This is a genomic window from Streptomyces sp. NPDC001194 (assembly GCF_042896985.1).
Lineage (GTDB): Bacteria > Actinomycetota > Actinomycetes > Streptomycetales > Streptomycetaceae > Streptomyces.
This window is the reverse complement of sequence record NZ_JBIAXU010000021.1, coordinates 92,929-110,880: the sequence shown is the minus strand read 5'-3', so window position 1 is coordinate 110,880 and position 17,952 is coordinate 92,929. Positions and strand designations below refer to the sequence as shown.

The 17,952-nt window shown below is 73.1% G+C and carries 17 protein-coding genes; 12 read left to right on the top strand and 5 right to left on the bottom strand.

The window, feature by feature from the left end:
- Positions 1-86 precede the first annotated feature (86 nt).
- Positions 87-2,372, top strand: coding sequence for an immune inhibitor A domain-containing protein (locus ACFY1T_RS30770; RefSeq protein WP_390791067.1), 2,286 nt, complete (start codon positions 87-89; stop codon positions 2,370-2,372).
- A gap of 105 nt (positions 2,373-2,477) precedes the next feature.
- Here ACFY1T_RS30770 and ACFY1T_RS30765 read toward each other — a convergent pair whose 3' ends face one another.
- From ACFY1T_RS30765 to ACFY1T_RS30745, 5 genes are all read right to left on the bottom strand, one after another.
- Positions 2,478-2,888, bottom strand: coding sequence for a RidA family protein (locus ACFY1T_RS30765; protein ID WP_390791066.1), 411 nt, complete (start codon positions 2,886-2,888; stop codon positions 2,478-2,480).
- Between the two features lie 80 nt (positions 2,889-2,968).
- Entirely contained in the window at positions 2,969-4,216 is a 1,248-nt protein-coding gene (locus ACFY1T_RS30760; protein ID WP_390791065.1) for a GDSL-type esterase/lipase family protein, read from the bottom strand.
- Positions 4,217-4,228: 12 nt separating this feature from the next.
- Entirely contained in the window at positions 4,229-4,879 is a 651-nt protein-coding gene (locus ACFY1T_RS30755) for a phosphatase PAP2 family protein (protein WP_390791064.1), read from the bottom strand.
- Positions 4,876-5,565, bottom strand: coding sequence for a DedA family protein (locus ACFY1T_RS30750; protein WP_390791063.1), 690 nt, complete (start codon positions 5,563-5,565; stop codon positions 4,876-4,878). The genes ACFY1T_RS30755 and ACFY1T_RS30750 overlap by 4 nt, the downstream gene beginning before the upstream one ends.
- 441 nt (positions 5,566-6,006) lie before the next feature.
- A complete protein-coding gene (locus ACFY1T_RS30745) occupies positions 6,007-6,489 on the bottom strand; it encodes a hypothetical protein (RefSeq protein WP_390791062.1) in 483 nt (160 codons plus the stop codon).
- 168 nt (positions 6,490-6,657) lie between these two features.
- Between ACFY1T_RS30745 and ACFY1T_RS30740 the strand changes: the two genes are divergently transcribed.
- The 11 genes from ACFY1T_RS30740 to ACFY1T_RS30690 all read left to right on the top strand — a co-directional run bounded on the left by ACFY1T_RS30740 (position 6,658) and on the right by ACFY1T_RS30690 (position 17,918).
- Entirely contained in the window at positions 6,658-6,837 is a 180-nt protein-coding gene (locus ACFY1T_RS30740) for a hypothetical protein (RefSeq protein ID WP_390791061.1), read from the top strand.
- Between the two features lie 3 nt (positions 6,838-6,840).
- Positions 6,841-8,097: an alpha/beta hydrolase family protein gene (locus ACFY1T_RS30735; RefSeq protein WP_390791060.1), complete on the top strand. Its 1,257-nt coding sequence runs from the start codon at positions 6,841-6,843 to the stop codon at positions 8,095-8,097.
- A 118-nt stretch (positions 8,098-8,215) separates the two neighbouring features.
- A complete protein-coding gene (locus ACFY1T_RS30730; RefSeq protein WP_390791059.1) occupies positions 8,216-8,827 on the top strand; it encodes an acyltransferase in 612 nt (203 codons plus the stop codon).
- A 433-nt stretch (positions 8,828-9,260) separates the two neighbouring features.
- Positions 9,261-10,439 carry a hypothetical protein gene (locus tag ACFY1T_RS30725; RefSeq protein WP_390791058.1) on the top strand — a complete coding sequence of 393 codons (1,179 nt, stop codon included), beginning with the start codon at positions 9,261-9,263 and terminating at the stop codon, positions 10,437-10,439.
- Entirely contained in the window at positions 10,436-11,266 is an 831-nt protein-coding gene (locus tag ACFY1T_RS30720; protein ID WP_390791057.1) for a WecB/TagA/CpsF family glycosyltransferase, read from the top strand. Before ACFY1T_RS30725 ends, ACFY1T_RS30720 begins: the two co-directional genes overlap by 4 nt.
- The gene (locus ACFY1T_RS30715; protein WP_390791056.1) at positions 11,266-12,522 is read left to right on the top strand and encodes a nucleotide sugar dehydrogenase; all 1,257 of its coding nucleotides are present in this window, start codon (positions 11,266-11,268) and stop codon (positions 12,520-12,522) included. The genes ACFY1T_RS30720 and ACFY1T_RS30715 overlap by 1 nt, the downstream gene beginning before the upstream one ends.
- A gap of 4 nt (positions 12,523-12,526) precedes the next feature.
- Positions 12,527-13,636 (top strand): non-hydrolyzing UDP-N-acetylglucosamine 2-epimerase, encoded by a 1,110-nt coding sequence (gene wecB / locus ACFY1T_RS30710; RefSeq protein WP_390791055.1) that lies wholly within the window; start codon positions 12,527-12,529, stop codon positions 13,634-13,636.
- Positions 13,637-13,747: 111 nt separating this feature from the next.
- Positions 13,748-14,482 carry a chain length determinant protein gene (locus ACFY1T_RS30705; protein ID WP_390791054.1) on the top strand — a complete coding sequence of 245 codons (735 nt, stop codon included), beginning with the start codon at positions 13,748-13,750 and terminating at the stop codon, positions 14,480-14,482.
- Positions 14,479-15,957: an oligosaccharide flippase family protein gene (locus ACFY1T_RS30700; protein ID WP_390791053.1), complete on the top strand. Its 1,479-nt coding sequence runs from the start codon at positions 14,479-14,481 to the stop codon at positions 15,955-15,957. The genes ACFY1T_RS30705 and ACFY1T_RS30700 overlap by 4 nt, the downstream gene beginning before the upstream one ends.
- A 5-nt stretch (positions 15,958-15,962) precedes the next feature.
- Complete coding sequence (locus ACFY1T_RS30695; RefSeq protein WP_390791052.1) at positions 15,963-17,075, top strand: hypothetical protein; 1,113 nt, start codon at positions 15,963-15,965, stop codon at positions 17,073-17,075.
- Between the two features lie 36 nt (positions 17,076-17,111).
- Positions 17,112-17,918 (top strand): glycosyltransferase family 2 protein, encoded by an 807-nt coding sequence (locus ACFY1T_RS30690; protein ID WP_390791051.1) that lies wholly within the window; start codon positions 17,112-17,114, stop codon positions 17,916-17,918.
- Positions 17,919-17,952 lie beyond the last annotated feature (34 nt).

Below are 17,952 nucleotides of genomic sequence, written 5' to 3'. Positions count from 1 at the left end.
TAGCCGTCACCTGTGACATGTGAAATATTACCTGCGCTCCGACCCAACTCCCCGAAAGGTCGCTCACGTTGCGCAGACTCCCAGCGGTGGTAGCGGCGATATCCCTCGCCCTCCTCGCCACCCCCGCGCTCGCCGCACCCGCCGCCCCGCCCCCCGCGGCGGCGCAGCAGGCCCCCGAGCTCTCCCCCGCCCCGCCGTCCGCGCCGCTGGAGGTCCAGCGCCAGAGCCTGCGCCGCCAGGCCCTCGAAGGAGTCGCCGCCGGCACCACCGCGGCCGAGGCCGACGGCACGCTGCCCCGCAAGGCCGCGGTCGGCAAGCGGTACGTCGAACTGGCGCAGGAACGCAAGGACAAGGTCTTCGTCATCCTGGCCGAGTTCGGCGACCAGGTGGACAACACCACGGAGTTCGAGGGCAAGCCGCGCTTCGGCGGCACGCCCGGCCCCCGCCACGACACCATCGCCAAGCCGGCGAAGACCGACAACCACACCCTGTGGCGCAAGGACTTCGACCAGGCCTACTACCAGCAGCAGTTCTTCGGCACCGGCACCGGAGCCGCCACCCTCCGCAACTACTACCGCCTGCAGTCCTCGGGCCGCTACGACATGGACGGCCAGGTCAGCGACTGGGTGCGGCTGCCGTGGAACGAGGCCCGGTACGGGACGGACAACTGCTCCGAGCCCGGCCAGTGCCGCACCAACTGGGACCTCGTGCGGGACGCCACCAACGCCTGGTACCACACGGAGCGCGCCAAGGGCCGTACGCCGGAGGAGATCAAGGCCCAGCTGGCCGAGTACGACGTGTGGGACCGCTACGACGCCGACCACGACGGCAACTTCGACGAGCCGGACGGCTACCTCGACCATCTCGTCGTCGTCCACGCGGGCAAGGACCAGACCTGGGGCGGCGGCGATCAGGGCAAGGACGCCGTGTGGGCGCACCGCTGGTTCGCGTACTGGGACCAGGCCGGCAGCGCGGGGCCCGCGGGCAACAAGGCGGGCGGTGTCCCGGTCGGTGACTCCGGCATCTGGGCCGGCGACTACCTGACCGGCGGCGAGAACAGCGGAGTCGGGCTGTTCGCCCACGAGTTCGGGCACGACCTCGGGCTGCCCGACCTGTACAGCTCCGACGGGGACAACAGCGTGAACTTCTGGTCGCTGATGTCCACGGCCTCCTACCTGGGCAAGGGGCGGAACACCACCGGGGACTACCCCGGCGACCTCGATCCCTGGAGCAAGCTGCAACTGGGCTGGCTGGAGTACACGGAGGCCGACGCGGGCCGCAAGACGCGTGCCGTGCTCGGGGTCTCCGGCTACAACACCGAGGATCCACAGGCCCTGCTGGTACACCTGCCGCCGTCGGTGACGCGTACGGATCTGACCGATCCGTACGAGGGCGCCAGCCAGTGGTGGAGCGGCACCGGTGATCTCATGGACAACACCCTGACCCGCACCGTCGACCTGACCGCGGCGGCGGGGCAGCCCGCCCGGCTGGACGCGCGCGTCTGGTACGACATCGAACAGGACTTCGACTTCCTGACCGTCGAGGCCTCGACGGACGGCGGCACCGCGTGGTCCCCCCTGCCCGGGACGGTCGCCGGCTCGGCGATCCCGGCGAAGGGGATCTCGGGAACCTCGGCCGGCTGGGCCGAACTCAGCGTGCCGCTGCACCGGTTCGCCGGAAGCTCCGTCCAGCTGCGGCTGCGGGTGACCTCGGACGGCAACACGCACGGCAAGGGCGTCACCTTCGACGCCGTGCGCATCACGGCGGGCGACCGGGAGCTGCTGCACGACGGCGCGGAGGCGGGCGCGAACGGCTGGACCGCACTCAAGTGGTCCCGTACACAGGGCCGTACGGGCTCGGCGGAGCACCCGCGGGCGTACTTCGTCGAAAACCGGCGCTACACCGGCTACGGCGCCTACCTCAAGAGCGGGCCGTACAACTTCGGTGCCGGGAACGACACGGTGGAGTTCTACCCGTACCAGCAGGGCGTGCTGATCTGGCTCTGGGACACGGCGTACAGCGACAACACCACGAAGGCGCACCCGGGCTCCGGCCTGCTCCTGCCCGTCGACGCCCGGCCGGAGCCGCTGCGCAACGCGGACGGCACGCTGCTGAACGCACGGGCGCAGACCTTCGACGCGACGTTCTCCACACGTGCGAGCGACGAGATCGTCCTGCACAAGGCCGGTGTGCCGGCGCTGATCCCGTCCCGGCCGGGGGTCCCCGTCTTCGACGACCACCGCGGCACCTATTGGAGCGCCGACCTGCCGCAGGTGGGCGTGAAGGTGCCGGACACCGGAACGCGGATCGCGGTGGTGAAGGAGGCCTCGGGCGGCGCCCTGACCACGGTCCAGGTCAGCCCCTCCCCCTGACGACAGGCCCCGGGCAGCCGTCCGGACCGGACGGCTGCCCGGGGCGGGGGGCATGTGGCGGCCGGCCTCCGGGCTTTGGCGCCTCGGCAGGGATGGCCGGTCGGCTCAGGAATCGAGCACGGCGGCGACGGCTTCGATCTCCACGAGCTGACCGTCATAGCCGAGCACGGTGACACCCGCCAATGTGCTGGGCACGTCGTGGTCACCGAACGCGTCCCGGACAACCCCCCAGGCCGTCACCAGGTCCTCCCGCCGGTGCGAGGCAACGAGGACACGGGTGCTGATGACATCGCGGAGTGACGCGCCCGAGTCCGTCAGAGCGGTCCGCATGTTCTCCACGGCCCTGGCCGCCTGCCCCGCGACGTCGCCGATCGCCGCAGTGGAGCCGTCCTCATTCAGAGGACACGCTCCGGCCAGGAAGATCAGCCGCGACTCGGCCGGGGCCGTGGCCGCGTAGGCGTACTCCGCGACATCGGACAGGGAGGCAGAGCGAATCAATGTGACAGCACGCGGCACGGGGTTCCTTCCGCAGCGGTTCCGGGACACTCAGGACCTTCTCAGAGGTCGACTCCACGTTCGACACATTTTCCCGGCCGTCACGGTGCCGTGCGCTGGTGCCGTGCGCCCGGGTCGCTGAAGGGGCCGGTGGGGGCGAAGGCGCGCTCCGCGAAGCGGCTGCCCATGCGCCGGTGGGTGGCGGCGTCCGGGTGGAGATCGTCGGGGAGCGGCAGTTCGGCGAAGTCCGCCTCGCCGTAGAGCTCGCGACCGTCCAGGTAGTGGAGGTTCGGGTCCTCGGCGGACCGCTGCTTCACGATGCGCGCCAGCTCCTCGCGGATGACGTTCAGCGTCAGCTTTCCGGCGGCGCGTTCCGCCGGATCGCCCGCCGCGCGGAACCGGAGCCTGCCCTCGCCGAGGGTGCTGAAGTCCGGGGCCGTGGGGCCGGGGGTGTCCTCGTGGATCGGGCACAGGACGGACGAGACGACCAGCAGGGGCGCGCTCGGATGCCCCTCGCGGATCGTGTCGAGGAACCCGTGCACGGCCGGGGTGAACGCGCGCAGCCGCATCAGGTCGTGGTTGACGAGGTTGATGCCGAACTTGACGCTGACCAGGTCCGCCGGGGTGTCCCGCATGGCCCGGGCGACGAACGGGTCGAGCAGTGCGCTGCCGCCGAAGCCGAGGTTGACCAGGTCGACGCCGCCGGCCGAGGCGGCCAGCGCCGGCCAGGTCGTGGAAGGACTGGCGGCGTCCGAGCCGTGGCTGACCGAGCTGCCGTGGTGCAGCCAGACCCTGCGGCCGCCCGGCGGCACGGGCTCGACGGGGGCGTCGGTGCGCAGTGCGACGAGCTCGGTGAGCTCGTTGTACGGCAGCCAGATCTCGACGTCCTTCGGGCGGTCGGGCAGACCGCCGAACCGGACGGTGCCGGCCGGGCCGCTGCGGAACTCCACGGATCCGGTGGTCATGTCGACCGTACGGACGTTGCCGCCGCCCACCCCCGCCTGCGCGGCGAGGCGCCCGTCGACGAGCAGGTCGTACACGCCGTCGGGGCGGGGCGGGGCGCCCACGTAGGCCGTCCTGGTGCGCAGCGCGTCGAGCTCGACGACGGTGGCCCGGGTGCGGAACACCAGTCGTACACCGGAGGGCTGGGCCTCCGCCATCGCCAGTTGCCCGTCGGCGTACTGCGCGCGGGCCCACGCGGGGAGCCGGTGCGGGAGCAGGCCGTGCTCGGTGCGCTCCAGCTCGAGCGCGCCGCGCAGGAGGTCCGCGGTGAGCGCGGTGGTGAGGGACGCGGTGGCCGCGCCGGGCGGGCCGGACCGGCCTGACGGGGTTGCATGATGGTCGTTCATGGCACCAGCCTGTCAAAGCGCGTGTCGGATCCGCACATCACTTTCCGGAGCGACGGCCACGGCCACGGCTCCCGCCGCCGTCAGCCACGTCAGGGCGTAGAGCCAGCCCCCGAGGACGTCCGTGGGCCAGTGCACGCCCAGGTAGATCCGGGTCAGGCCCACGGTCACCGCCCAGCAGGCCGCCAGGGCCCCGTAGAGGCGGGCGGCCGTCGGGGCCGCCGTACGCCATGCGGCCCATGCCAGCAGCCCGGCGACCACTGCCGAGGTGGCGGCGTGCCCGGAGGGGTAGGCGAAACCGGTCGCGAGCGCGGCCCAGTCGGCCACGGGCGGACGCGGTCGCGCCACGGCGTACATGACGGCGTAGCGCACGGCCTGGGCGAGCAGCAGGAAGCCGAGCGCCCCCGCGGCCGCCGCCGCCCGGCCGCGCCACCCGCGGCCCGCGATGAGCCCGGCGGCGACGGCGAGCCCGTACGGTACGGGTCCGCTGCCCGTCGCCGTGATCCCCCGCGCGAGGGCGACGGCGACCGCGGGGCGGTGCCGGACCGCCCACCGGTGCCATTCCTCGTCGAGGACGAACGGGGCGCCGTGCCGGGCCGCGACCAGGGCGGTCAGCAGGGCGAACAGGGCGGCGCACAGCCCTGCGGCCAGCGCCCAACGGATCAACGCGAGCCTTCGTTCGGGGTACGGCTGCCCCGCCTGCGGATCATCTCGACGGCCAGGGGGGTGAGGGAGACGAGGGCGATGAGGGCGACGATCGGCAGCAGGTAGCGGTCGACGTCGGGTACGGAGGTGCCGAGCGCGTATCCGGCGAGGACGAGACCGACGGTCCACACGAGCCCGCCCGCGATCTGCCAGAAGGCGAAGACACGGGCGGGTACGTCGAGTGCTCCGGCCAGCGGGTTCAGCACGGTGCGCACGATCGGGACGAAGCGGGCGAGCACGATCGCCTTGGCGTGCCCGTACCGTTCGAGGAGTTCTTCGGCCCGCTCGGCGCCCTCGTGGAGCTTGCGGCTGCGGCTGCGCGCCAGCAGGGCCCGCCCGCCGCGCCGTCCGATGAGGTAGCCGACCTGGGCCCCGAGCAGGGCCCCGGCCGACGCCGAGCACAGGACGAGGGGCAGCGAGAGGTGCACGGGGCCGTGCGCGCCCGGTACGCAGAACAGCCCGGCAGTGAAGAGGAGCGAGTCCCCGGGCAGGAAGAAGCCGATGAGCAGGCCCGTCTCGGCGAACATGACGACGGCGATGCCGAGCGTCCCGAAGGCGGCGAGGAGGGAACCCGCGTCCAGCAGGTTGACGGCCTGGGGGCTGAGCCCCTGCGCCACGGCCGCGAGCGGGAGAGGGAAGGGGGCCATGGGGGACAACTCCCGTGCGGTGAGAGGACGGGAGCCGAGGAGGACACCCGACCGGCGACCGGCCACAGGTCCGTGGACGGTGCCCGGCACTGTAGACGATCGGGGTGCGCGCCGCGTGCCCCCTCGGCCGCCCGGTCCACCGGTCGGCCCTGCGCGGCCCCGGCACCGCCGGGAGCGGATCGCCCTCGTCGGCGTCCCGGAGGTGGCGGTGCAGGTCGAGGCGGAACCGCGGATCGGGGTGGGGGTGCGGGTGGCGGCGGGCACCGGGCTCGTCGGCCCGGTCGTACCGGGCCGGGGTGAGGGTCAGGCCCGGGCGCAGCAGCCCCTCGGGGGCGATCCTCGGCATGTGCCAGCGCAGCAGGTCGGGGGCCGAGTGGCGCAGATCCGAGCGGAGCCGGCCGGCGAGTCCGCACCCGCCCTCCGGTCCGGCCGATGCGCGCCCTACTGGCCGTACGGGTTGCGGGCCCAGAAGCGGACGGTGTCGCTGCGACGGTCGAACCACAGGCTGGTGGAGCCGCCGGGGCCGTCCCGGTCGAGCTCGCGCGACCGGATCCACTGCGGATCCTGCGGCCCCTGGCCCCCCAGCGGCTTCTCGAACCACGAGGAGAAGTCGCCGGAGGGCGCCTCGGAGACGAAGGGGTGGGCCGCCGTGAGCTCGGCGAGTTTCCCCGGTGCCAGCCGGGCGAGGCCCGAGATCACCAACTCCGGCGACGGCAGGCCCCGGTCGTCGCCGTCCCGGCTGCTCACCCACTTGGCGTCGGTGAGCGGACCCAGCAGCGGGAAGGCCTGTTCCAGTGGCGCGGTGTCGGTGCGCCAGTTCCCCCCGGGCTCGTCCGTCGCCCGGTTCAGGGCCCACCAGGCGGGCAGTACCACCAGCCCCGCCCCGATGCCGATTCCGATCCCGATCAGCTTCCGCCGTTCCAACGCGATCCCCCCTCAAGCCGGCCTCGGGGCACCCTATCCGCCGCGGACACCTCACCCTGACTCCCCGTCGACCACGGCGACGCACCCGCCCGGGTGCGACTCAGGTCGCACGGTCCACCAGCCCCGAGGGGGACGCCCCGGCCGCGGTGGGCCCCGGACCATGACGACGTGAATGCGATGAACGCGCACGTGCAGTTGTCCCTCGGCGAACTCCTTCTCGTCCTGAGTGCCGTCGTGCTGGTGTCGGCGCGGTGGCTCGCGCCCCGCCCCCGGCGTCCGGTCACCCTCGCCGCGGCGGCCGCCGCCGTACTGTCCGGGGCCGTGCTCGGCGTGATCGGGCTGCGCTGACAGATGGTGCCGGTGCTGCTCGGTGCGGCCCTCGCGCTGCCGTTCGCCGTGGGGCCGCTCCTGCGGCGCACGGGGCGCAGGGCTCCGTGGTGGCTGGCGCTGCCCGGTACGGCGGTGTGCCTCGCGTTGATCGCCGCGGGTCCGGTGGCGTCGTGGGCCGTGCCCACCCCGGTGTTCCCCGAGCCGACGGGCCGGTTCGCCGTCGGCACCGGTGTCCTGGAGCTGACCGACCCGGACCGGCCCGAGACCGCCACCCCGGCGCCCGAGGACCGGCGTACGGTCGTCGCCCAGTTCTGGTATCCCGCGCAAAAGCCCCCGGCGGGCACGGGCCGCGCCCCCTACCTCGGACGTACGGAGGCCGAGGCGCGCACGGTCTGCGACGCCCTCGCGGACTACGCCGGCCTTCCCCGGTTCCTGCTGGACGCCCTCCCCGGTGCCCGTACGCATGCGGCGTACGGCCTGCCCGTCGCCGACGCCGGAGACCGGTTCCCGGTCGTGCTGTTCTCCCCCGGCCTGGGTGGTGTGCGCACCCAGAACACCTTCTGGGCGGAGGAGTTGGCCAGCCACGGCTACGTGGTCGTCGGCCTCGACCACCCCTACGACTCGGCCGCGGTCGTGCTCGGCGACGGCCGCACGATCCGTACGGAGGTCTCCGCGACGGGGGACGACGCCGAGGACGAGAGGCGGGCGGCCGGCTGGACCGCCGTCCGTGCCGCCGATCTGAGCTTCGTACGAGCCCAGTTGGGCCGCATCGACAGCGGTGGGATCGCCGGCCCGCTCACCGGGCGCCTCGACACCGCCCGCGTCGCGGCGGCCGGCCACTCGCTCGGCGGCGGCGCGGCCCTCCAAGCCGCCCACCAGGACCCGGGGTTCGCCGCCGTCATCGACCTGGACGGCTTCCCGCACGACCCCTCCCCACGGCCCTTCCGCCAGCCGGCGCTCGCGCTCACGCAGGCCATCGGCCCGGACACCGACCCGGACTACCTCCCCCGCCTCACCCGTGTGCTCGGCCTCAGCGGTGCCACGGCCTACCGCCTCACGGTGCCCGGGACCGCCCATCTCGCCTTCACCGACGCCCCGCTGTACCTGCCGCCCCTCCCCTCGCTCGTCGGCTCCCTGGACCGCACGCAGGGCCCGCGCCTCACCGCCGCCGCCAGCCTCGCCTTCCTCGACGCCACCCTGCGTGACGGCGGGGGCGACCCGGCCGCCGCCCTGTCGGCGTACGGCACCCTCTCCGTCCACCGCCCCGGCGGCTCCTGAGGACGCCAAGTCCGCTGCGTGAACAGTCGGTTGAACTCCTGGGTGGGCTGGGCGGAGCGTGCATATGCTCCCTCCGTACGTCGTACGGCAGTACCTCGAAACGTAAGGGGACCGCTTCGTGAGTGTCCGCATCCAACCCTCCTCCCAGGTCGACGAGAGCGCCGAGCTCGGGGACGGGACCACGATCTGGGATCTGGCGCAGGTCCGGGAGGACGCGCGGCTCGGGCGCGACTGCATCGTCGGGCGGGGGGCGTACGTCGGACCCGGCGTACGGATCGGCGACAGCGTCAAGCTCCAGAACTACGCGCTCGTCTACGAGCCCGCCGTACTCGGCGACGGGGTGTTCATCGGCCCGGCCGCCGTCCTCACCAACGATTTCTACCCACGGGCCGTCGACCCGGACGGCAAGCAGAAGCGCGGCGGGGACTGGGAGGCCGCCGGTGTCGTGGTGGCCGAGGGGGCCTCGCTGGGGGCCCGGTCGGTGTGCGTGGCCGGGGTGCGGATCGGACGGTGGGCGCTGGTCGCGGCCGGCGCCGTCGTGTCCCGGGACGTACCGGACTTCGCACTGGTCGCAGGGGTACCGGCGCGCCGCATCGGCTGGGTGGGGCGGGCCGGAGTCCGCCTGGTGGAGCGCGCGGGCGAGCCCGGCGTGTGGGAGTGCCCGCGCACCGGCGCGCTGCACGAGGAGAAGGACGGAACGCTGGCCGAAACACCCGACAAGCGGAACTGACGGCACGTCGGCAATTTAGGTCAGTGGCATTTCCGCAAAACCGCAATCAACGAACATCCTTGGGCATACCTTGTCCCTGTACACGGGATCTGAGCAGGCAACAGGCTTTGTTCAGTGGGGGGTTGTACACGACGAGGGCATCGCGGACCAAGTGACGACCGGACGGCGCGCAGCGCGCCCGCCCGGCGCCGCCGTTCGCGCGTGCTCCGGTCCGGGGCATCGCTGGGGGGATCCAGTGGGCGGCCTCGGACGGTTCGTGCCATCGGGGGGAATCACACCGCCGGCACGTGCGCCGTCATGCGCGTACCCCTCCACCGAACGACGGCCGCCGGGTCTGTCCTAGGAGCGATTCAGAGGGGGTAGGTGTGTTGGAGCCGAACAGCTCGGACATGCGAAGTGCGCGCAGCACACGGGAAGCCGGGGTGGGGACCCGGTGACCGCAACACGAGCAGCACGATTAGAAGCTCTGGCCCACGAGGACCCGTCGCTGCACGCGCTCGCCGAGCGGCTGCTCGCGCTGGCCGAGGCGGGACTGCCCGAGATGTACCTTCCGGGCGCCGACACCTTCGTGTTCACCCGGGCCGGCACGGTCACCTCCGACGGCGTCCGCCGCATGGAGGCACGGGGAACCAGCACCCGGTACGCGGCCATCACCGCGCTGGGGGCGCGGTTCCTGCCCGAGGACCGGCAGCGCGCCCTGTTCGGCGGCCACAGCGTCGAGGAGTACGCCGGCCTGCTGGTGGAACGGCTGCCGTCGGTGACGAACCTCGGAGACGCGGCGCTCATCGCCTGGGCGGCCGCCGAGACCGGCCACCCGAAACTGGCCGACGCCCTCGAGCGGGTGGCCGTACTGGACGTCCCCGGACGGCCGCAGTACACGGTCGAGGCGGCCTGGGTGCTCTCCGCCCTCGCCGCGGCCCGTACCGCACTGGACGTGGAGGACCGGCTGACGGTCGCCCGTGACCGGCTGCTGGCGGCCAAGGAGGCCGGCAGCCCGCTGTTCCCGCACGCCACCGGCCCGGGGCTGGTCCCCGGATACCGCTCTCACGTGGCCTGCTTCGCCGACCAGACCTATCCGCTGCAGGCGCTGGCCCGGCTGCACGCGAGCGGCCCCGACCCGCAGGCACTCGCGGCCGCGGACGCCTGTGCCGCCCGGATCTGCGAGCTCCAGGGGGACGGCGGACAGTGGTGGTGGCACTACGACGCCCGCACGGGCGGCGTCGTGGAGGGCTACCCCGTCTACAGCGTGCACCAGCACGCCATGGCGCCGACCGCGCTGTTCGACCTCGCCGAGGCGGGCGGCACCGACTTCGGCGGCGCCATCCGCCGGGGGCTGCGCTGGATGACGGACGTGCCCGAGATCAGTGGGCCCGACGGCACCCCGCGCGAACCCATGATCGTCGAGAAGTACGGGGTGACCTGGCGCAAGGTCTACCGCGGCGACCCCGCCAAGGCCGTCCGCGCCGCCCGCGGGCTCACCACCAAGGTGGCCCCGCAGGCCCGGCTGGCCCCGCTCGACCGGGTCTTCCGCCCCGACGTGATCGACCGCGAGTGCAGGCCGTACGAGTTCGGCTGGCTGCTCCACGCGTGGCTCGGGGGGCAGGAGAGATGACCCGACCACGGAACCGGCAGGACCGGCGGAGCCGGCCCACCCGCCAGACCCTCTTCGGGGTCACGCTCGACGCCCTGACCATGGACGAGACGGTGCAGCGCTGCCTCGACGCGGTGAAGCGCGGCGAACAGGTCGAGATCGGCATGGTCAACGCCGCCAAGCTGGTCAACATGCGGCGCGATCCCCGCCTCGCGGCGGCGGTCTCCGGCTGCGACCTCGTCCTGGCCGACGGCCAGGCCGTGGTGTGGGCCGGCCGGGTCCTCGGGGTCCGGCTGCCCGAACGGGTCGCGGGAATCGACCTGTTCATGCGGCTGCTCGCGGCCGCCGAGACGGCCGGCGTACCCGTCTACCTGCTCGGCGCCCGACAGGACGTACTGGAGCTGATGCTCGGCCGGATCGCGGAGCGCTTCCCGGCGCTGCGCGTGGCCGGCAGCCGCAACGGCTACTTCGACGACGCCGAACAGCCGGCGATCGCCGACGCCATCGCGGAGAGCGGGGCCCACCTGCTCTTCCTCGGCATGACCTCGCCCAAGAAGGAGATCTTCACGGCCGGCTACGGCGAACGTACCGGCGCCCACGTCGTGCACGGCGTCGGCGGCTCCTTCGACATCCTGGCCGGCATCACCAAGCGGGCCCCCGCGGTCTGGCAGCGCCTGGGACTCGAATGGTTCTACCGCGCCCTCCAGGAGCCGCGCCGCCTCGGAAAGCGCTACCTCACCACCAACACCGCCTTCCTCCTCATGACGGTGCGCGAGCTCATCCGCCGCACGCCGTCGGCACTGCCGCCCGCCACATCGTCTGCCGGTTCCGCGAACAGGAGTCACTGATGCGCGTCGTCGTCGTGGGACAGGGATACGTCGGCCTCCCTCTGGCCATCAGGGCCGCCGAGGTCGGACACCAAGTGATCGGGTACGACGTGGACGCCCGGCGGGTCAAGAGCCTCACCGCCGGCGAGTCGTACGTGGAGGACGTCTCCTCCGAACGGCTGAGCCGGGCGCTGGAGCGGGGCTCGTACCAGGCCACCGAACTCGCCCGCGACTGCGGCGGCTTCGACGTCGCGGTCGTCACCGTGCCGACCCCTTTACAGGACGGTGCCCCCGACCTGCGCTACATCGAGGAGTCGGCGCACACGCTGGCCCGCTTCCTGCGGCCGGGCGCGACCGTGGTCCTCGAGTCCACCACCTACCCCGGCACCACCGAGGAACTGTTCGGCCCCATCCTGGAGGACGGCTCGGGCCTCACCGCCGGGGCCGACTTCCACCTCGGCTACAGCCCCGAGCGCATCGACCCCGGCAACACCGTCTGGGGCTTCCAGCAGACGCCCAAGGTCGTCTCCGGAGTGGACGCCCGCTCGCTGAAGGCCGTCGAGGCCTTCTACGCGGACCTCGTCGACAAGACGGTGCCGGTGAGCTCGCCCAAGGAGGCCGAGCTCGCGAAGCTGCTGGAGAACACCTTCCGGCACGTGAACATCGCGCTGGTCAACGAGATAGCGATGTTCGCCCGTCACCTCGACATCGACGTGTGGCAGGCGATCGAGGCGGCCTCCAGCAAGCCCTTCGGCTTCATGAAGTTCACCCCGGGCCCCGGGGTCGGCGGCCACTGCCTGCCGATCGACCCCTCCTACCTGTCCTGGCGCGTCCAGCGCGAGCTCGGCCAGAGCTTCCGCTTCGTCGAGCTGGCCAACGACATCAACAGCCACATGCCCGAGTACGTGGCGCGCCGCGTCATGGACGCGCTGAACACCAAGCGCCGCTCCGTCAACGGCTCGAAGATCCTGCTGCTGGGGCTGGCGTACAAGAAGAACACCGGCGACGCCCGCGAATCGCCCGCGGTGCGCGTCTCCCAGCTGCTCCTGGACATGGGCGCCAGGGTGCGCGCGGCCGACCCCCACGTGGTGGAGGGCCTCAAGGTCGACTCCCGCCTCGTGCGGGTCGAACCGACCCGCAAGGAGCTGGCGGCGGCCGATGTGGTCGTCCTGCTCACCGACCACGACGCCTTCGACTACGCCATGGTCACCGAGCACGCCTCGTTCGTGCTCGACTGCCGCAACCGGCTCTCCGGACCCACCGTGGAGGTGCTCTGACCCCATGCCCAGGATCATCTGCGTGGCCGGTGCACGGCCCAACTACATGAAGATCAAACCGGTGATGGACGCACTGGAGCGCCGCGGCGCCGAAGTGGTCCTCGTCCACACCGGGCAGCACTACGACGAGTCCATGAACGACGTCTTCTTCCGCGATCTGGGCATCCGTCCGCCCGACCGTTACCTGGGCGCCGGATCCGGCACGCACGCCCAGCAGACCGGCCGGGTGATGGCGGCCTTCGAGCCGCTGCTGGAGGAACTGGCCCCGGACGCCGTGGTGGTGGTCGGGGACATCAACTCCACGCTGGCCTGCGCCCTGGTCACCGCGAAGGCCGGCCCGCTGCTGGCCCACGTGGAGGCGGGCCTGCGCAGCCGGGACTGGGGCATGCCCGAGGAGGTCAACCGGGTCGCCACCGACCGCGTCAGCGACTACCTGCTGGCCCCTTCCCCCGACGCGGCCGCGAACCTGCGGGCGGAGGGGTACCGGGAGGACCAGATCCACGTCGTCGGCAACGTCATGATCGACACCCTGCTGGCCAATCTGGACCGGGCCAGGGCCTCGGACGTCCTGGACCGGTACGGGCTCACCCGTGGCGGGTACGGCCTGGTCACCCTGCACCGGCCGGCCAACGTGGACGATCCCGGGGCCCTGCGCGGCCTGCTCAAGGCGCTGGGCGAGATCGCCGGCCGCTGCCCGCTGCTGCTGCCCGTGCACCCGCGGGCCGCACGGCGGCTGGAGGAGATCGGAGTCCCCGGCGGGATCCGGACGGTTCCGGCCGCCGGGTACCTGGACTTCATCGCGCTCCAGGACGCCGCACGCGTGGTGCTGACCGACTCGGGCGGCGTCCAGGAGGAGACCACGGCGCTGGGCGTGCCCTGCGTGACCCTGCGCGAGAACACCGAGCGGCCCATCACGGTCGAGGAGGGCACCAACGTCCTCGCCGGGACCGACCCTGAGCGCGTCACCGCGGTGGTCGGCCGGGTCCTGGACGATCCGCCGGCTCCGCGCTGCCCCGAACTCTGGGACGGCCGCGCGAGCGAGCGCATCGCTCAGGTCCTGCTGGAGGGCGCGGCGGCGGGGACGCGGCTGCGGCCCACCGACCTCGCCCCGTAACTCCGGCGACGACGCACCACCGCACCACCCGAGAAGAGCAAGAACCGTAATCCGCACAGGAAGAGAGCGGCGGCGCGTGGACGACACGGCGCCGCCGCGAGGGGGAAGACCATGGATCTCGCGGAGATCTGGCGGGTCATGCGCAGGCGCTGGTACGTGCTGCTGCCCGGACTGCTGCTCACGGCCGCGCTCATCGCGGGCGTGTACGTGCTCGTACCGGTGGAGTACCGGTCGCAGAGCACCGTGACGCTCCTGAACTCGAAGAAGGCCACGGTGGCCTTCGACGGCAATCCCTTCCTGAGCACCCAGGCCTCGCTCACCGGCATGGCCGACGGCCTGGCCCGCAACCTGAACTCCGACGACTCGAGGGCCGACCTCAAGTCCAAGGGCGTCACCGGGACGTACGAGGCGAAGATCGCCGACAACGCCCAGGGACCCTTCATGTGGCTGAGCGTCACCGGAACCGATCCGGCCGCCGTCCTGAAGTCGGACCAGGTCTTCACCGCCTACGCCGAGAAGCGTCTGACGGAGTTCCAGGCCCAGCAGGCGGTGACTCCCGAGGCCATGATCCGCATGGCCACGATCGTCCCGCCCCAGAAGCCCGAGGCGCAGACCAAGACCCGGCTCCAGTACCTGATCATGGCGGGGGCGCTGGGCTTCGTACTGAGCCTGGTGGCCACCTTCTTCGTGGAGGCGCGGCGCCGCAGGCCGGACAAGCCGGGGCGGCACCGGCCCGCGCCGGCCGAGAGCACCGGGACCGGCGGGGCCGACGGGGTGCCCGGGGCCGCCGCGTCCGGGGCGGGCGAACCCCGTAACACCCCCGCTTCCGCGGGGGCCTCGCCGTGACCGGGACCGACGCCGGTGTCCGGGCTCCGGCCGAGTCCACGCCCGAGGCGGCCTCGCTGGGGCGCAAGGTCGGCTCCGCGGCCCGGTGGAGCCTGGTCAACACCGTGGTCATGCGCCTCGGCAACTTCGTCACCGGCATCATCCTCGCCCGCTTCTTCCTCGGCCCCGAGGCCTGGGGCGTGTACGGGATCGCCCAAACGGTGCTGCTGGTGCTGCTCTCCGCGAACGAACTCGGCGTCTCCCTCGCCATCGTGCGCTGGGAGGGCGATCCGCGCCGCTTCGCCCCGACCGTCCTCACCCTGAGCGCCGCCTCCAGCTGCCTGCTGTACGCCGTCCTGTTCGCGGCGGCTCCCGCCGTGGCGCGGGTGCTCGGCTCCCCCGAGGCGGCCGGGATCCTGCGGGTGATGTGCGTGTGCGTGGTCCTCGACGGTCTGTCGCAGGTGCCCGCCGGGTTCCTCACCCGTGAGTTCGCGCAGGGCAGGCGGATGGCGATCGACGCCGTCAACTTCGTCCTCAGCACCGGGGTGACCCTGCTGCTGGCCGTCCAGGGGTGGGGCGCGATGAGCTTCGCCTGGGGCTCCGTCGCCGGCAACGCGGCCGCGCTCCTCGGATGCTGCCTCGCCGCTCCCGGCACCCTGAGGTTCGGCTGGGACCGGGAGCAGGCGAAGGCACTGCTCCGCTTCGGGCTCCCGCTCGCCGGGGCCAGCATGCTCGCCCTCGGCGTGGTCAACGTGGACACGATGGTGGTGGGTTCCGCCCTGGACCAGCTGGCCCTCGGCTTCTACGTGCTCGCCTTCAACATCTCCGGCTGGCCCGTGCGGATCATCTCCGAAGCCGCCCGCCGCGTCTCCTTCGCCGGGTTCTCCCGGCTGGCCGATTCCCCGGGGGCGCTGGCCGGAGGGTTCGGCCGCGCCCTGGGCGTGGTGATGACGGGCACCGTCCCGCTGTGCGTCCTGCTGGCCGCCCTGGCCTCACCGATCGTCGGGCTCGTCTACGGGGACCGCTGGCTGCCCGCGGCCGCCGCGCTGCCCTGGCTGATGGCCCTGGGGCTCGTACGGATCGGCTGTGAGCTGGCGTACGACTGCCTGGTGGCCATCGGCCGGCGCCGCTCCCTCATCGGCGTGCAGGGCCTCTGGCTCGTCATCCTCGTCCCGGCCCTGGTGGTCGGCGCCGGTGCGGGCGGGATCGTGGGGGTGGCCCAGGGGCACGTCCTGGTCGCCGGCGCCGTCGTCGTGCCGGTGTTCCTCTTCGCGCTGCACCGCGGCGGGGTGACCCTGGGGACCGTCGCGCGGGCCTGCGCCTGGCCGTTCCTGGGCGGCGCCGTGATGGCCGGTGTGGTCCTCGGCCTGGAGCGGCTCCTGGGCGGCGGGGTCCTCGCGCTCCTCGCCACCGGGGCCGCGGGCACCCTCTGCTACGTCGTCTGCGTCCTGCCGAGCCGCGGCTTCCTGCGCGGCTCGGCCCCGGCGCGGGGGTAGCCGCCGTGGCACGCGACCGCAGGCGCCTCGTGGCCTGGCTGCTGACCGGGCTCGTACTGGCCCTCGTCCTGGCGCTCTACGACGCCGACCGGACCGGGGTGGGCGAGCCCTCGGCCGCGCCCTGCCCGGACAGCGCGCTCCGGTGCCCCGGTGCCACTCCCCCGGCCGGGCCCGCGCCCTCCTCCGCGCCGCCCTCCGCGGACCCGTCCGCGTCCGGCAGCCCGAGCCCGTCCGCATCGGCGCCGGCCTCCGGCACGCCGTCGCCCGGTACGGGTACGAGCCCGGGGCCCGGGGGCCCCTGCTCCTCGCCCGGTGACTGCGGATTCCCCGACTCCCGCACCACCGGCCCCCGGATCGCGCTGGAGCGGCACGACACGGGCGACATGTCCGTGAAGACCGACGGCATGGTCATCAAGGGCTGGGACATCCGCGGTTCCCTCGACGTCTACGCCAACGACGTCACCGTCATCGACAGCCGCATCACGTCCACGAACTGGTGGGGGATCAACCTCCGCCCCGGCTTCAGCGGACTGCGCGTCCTGCACACCACCATCACCGCCGTACCCGGCAAGGGCCCCGACAACGGGGGCGTCGACTACGCGGTCTCCAACATGGGCGGCAGCTCGATCGAGGTCGGCTGGTGCGACATCTCCGTGTTCGGCAACGCCCTCTCGATGGGCCAGGGCGAGATCCACGACAACTACGTGCACGACATCGTCCCGTTCCGCAACCAGGGCGGCGAATGGCAGCACACCGATGCCGTCATCAGCGGCGGCGGCAACAAGGGCCGCCTCACCATCCGCCACAACACCCTCCTGAACCCCGTGGCCGTGCACCAGGGTGCCAGCGCCGCCATCGGGCTCTTCGCGGACACCGGCAACGTGTCCTCGGTGGTCGTGGACGCCAACTGGCTGGCCGGCGGGGCGTACGCGCTGTACGGCGGAGGCCCGGGCGCGACCGGCATCCAGGTCACGGACAACGTGTTCTCCGCCGAGTACCACCCGAACGCCGGCGCCTACGGGCTGGTCGCCGCCTGGAACGCGGGCGGCGCCGGGAACGTGTGGCGCGGCAACCGCACGGCCGACGGCCGGCCCGTGGTCCCCGAGCCCACCCCCTGAACACCGCGCCCCCGACCATCGAATCGAGAGGACGTCATGCGCCGCATCGCCCGGGCCCCCTGGGAGCTGCTCAAGCGGGCCTTCGGCTGGCTGGTGCTCTTCGAGGCCAGGAACAAGGTCCTGCTCGCCCCCTCCGCCGTGCGGCTGCGGCGCTTCGAGGACACCGAGACCGCCCGGCTCTCCGCCCTCCTGGGCAGCCCGCCGAGCGCCCTGGTGGCCACCGTGATCGCCACGCACCGGCGGCCCGGGGCACTGCGCGCGGCGGTCCGCTCGGCCCTGGCGCAGACCGTCGCCGACCAGGTGGTCATCGTGGTGGACGACGGCGCGGGACTGGGTGAACTGCCGCAGGATCCGCGGCTGTTCGCGGTGTCGCTGGCCCGCAACACGGCCACGGCCGGAGTCGTGCGCAACGTGGGCATACGGCTGACCCGCTCGCGGTACGTGGCCTTCCTCGACGACGACAACCTGTGGGAGCCCGACCACCTGGAGCAGGCCCTCGCGGTGCTGGAGCCGCCCGGCGGGCCCGAGGCCGTGTACACCGCGCTGCGCCGGGTCCTGCCCGACGGCTCCGAACGGGACGTGCTGTCGGTGCCGTTCGACCGCCGCCGGGCCGCCCACGAGGCCTTCCTCGACACCAACGCCTTCGTGGCGCGCCGCACCCGGTCCCTGTACTTCAGCCGGCTGCGGCGCACGCCCGAGGTGCTGCCGCGCGAGGACTGGGAGCTCGTACGGCGCTATGCGCGCCGCCACGAGGTCCGCCACGTGCCCCGGCCCACGGTCCGCTACCTGGTCAACCCGGAGAGCTTCTACACCGCCTGGGACGGGCAGACGCCCACCGGGTGACCAGGCCTCCGCCCGCCCGGACTCCGCCCGGGAC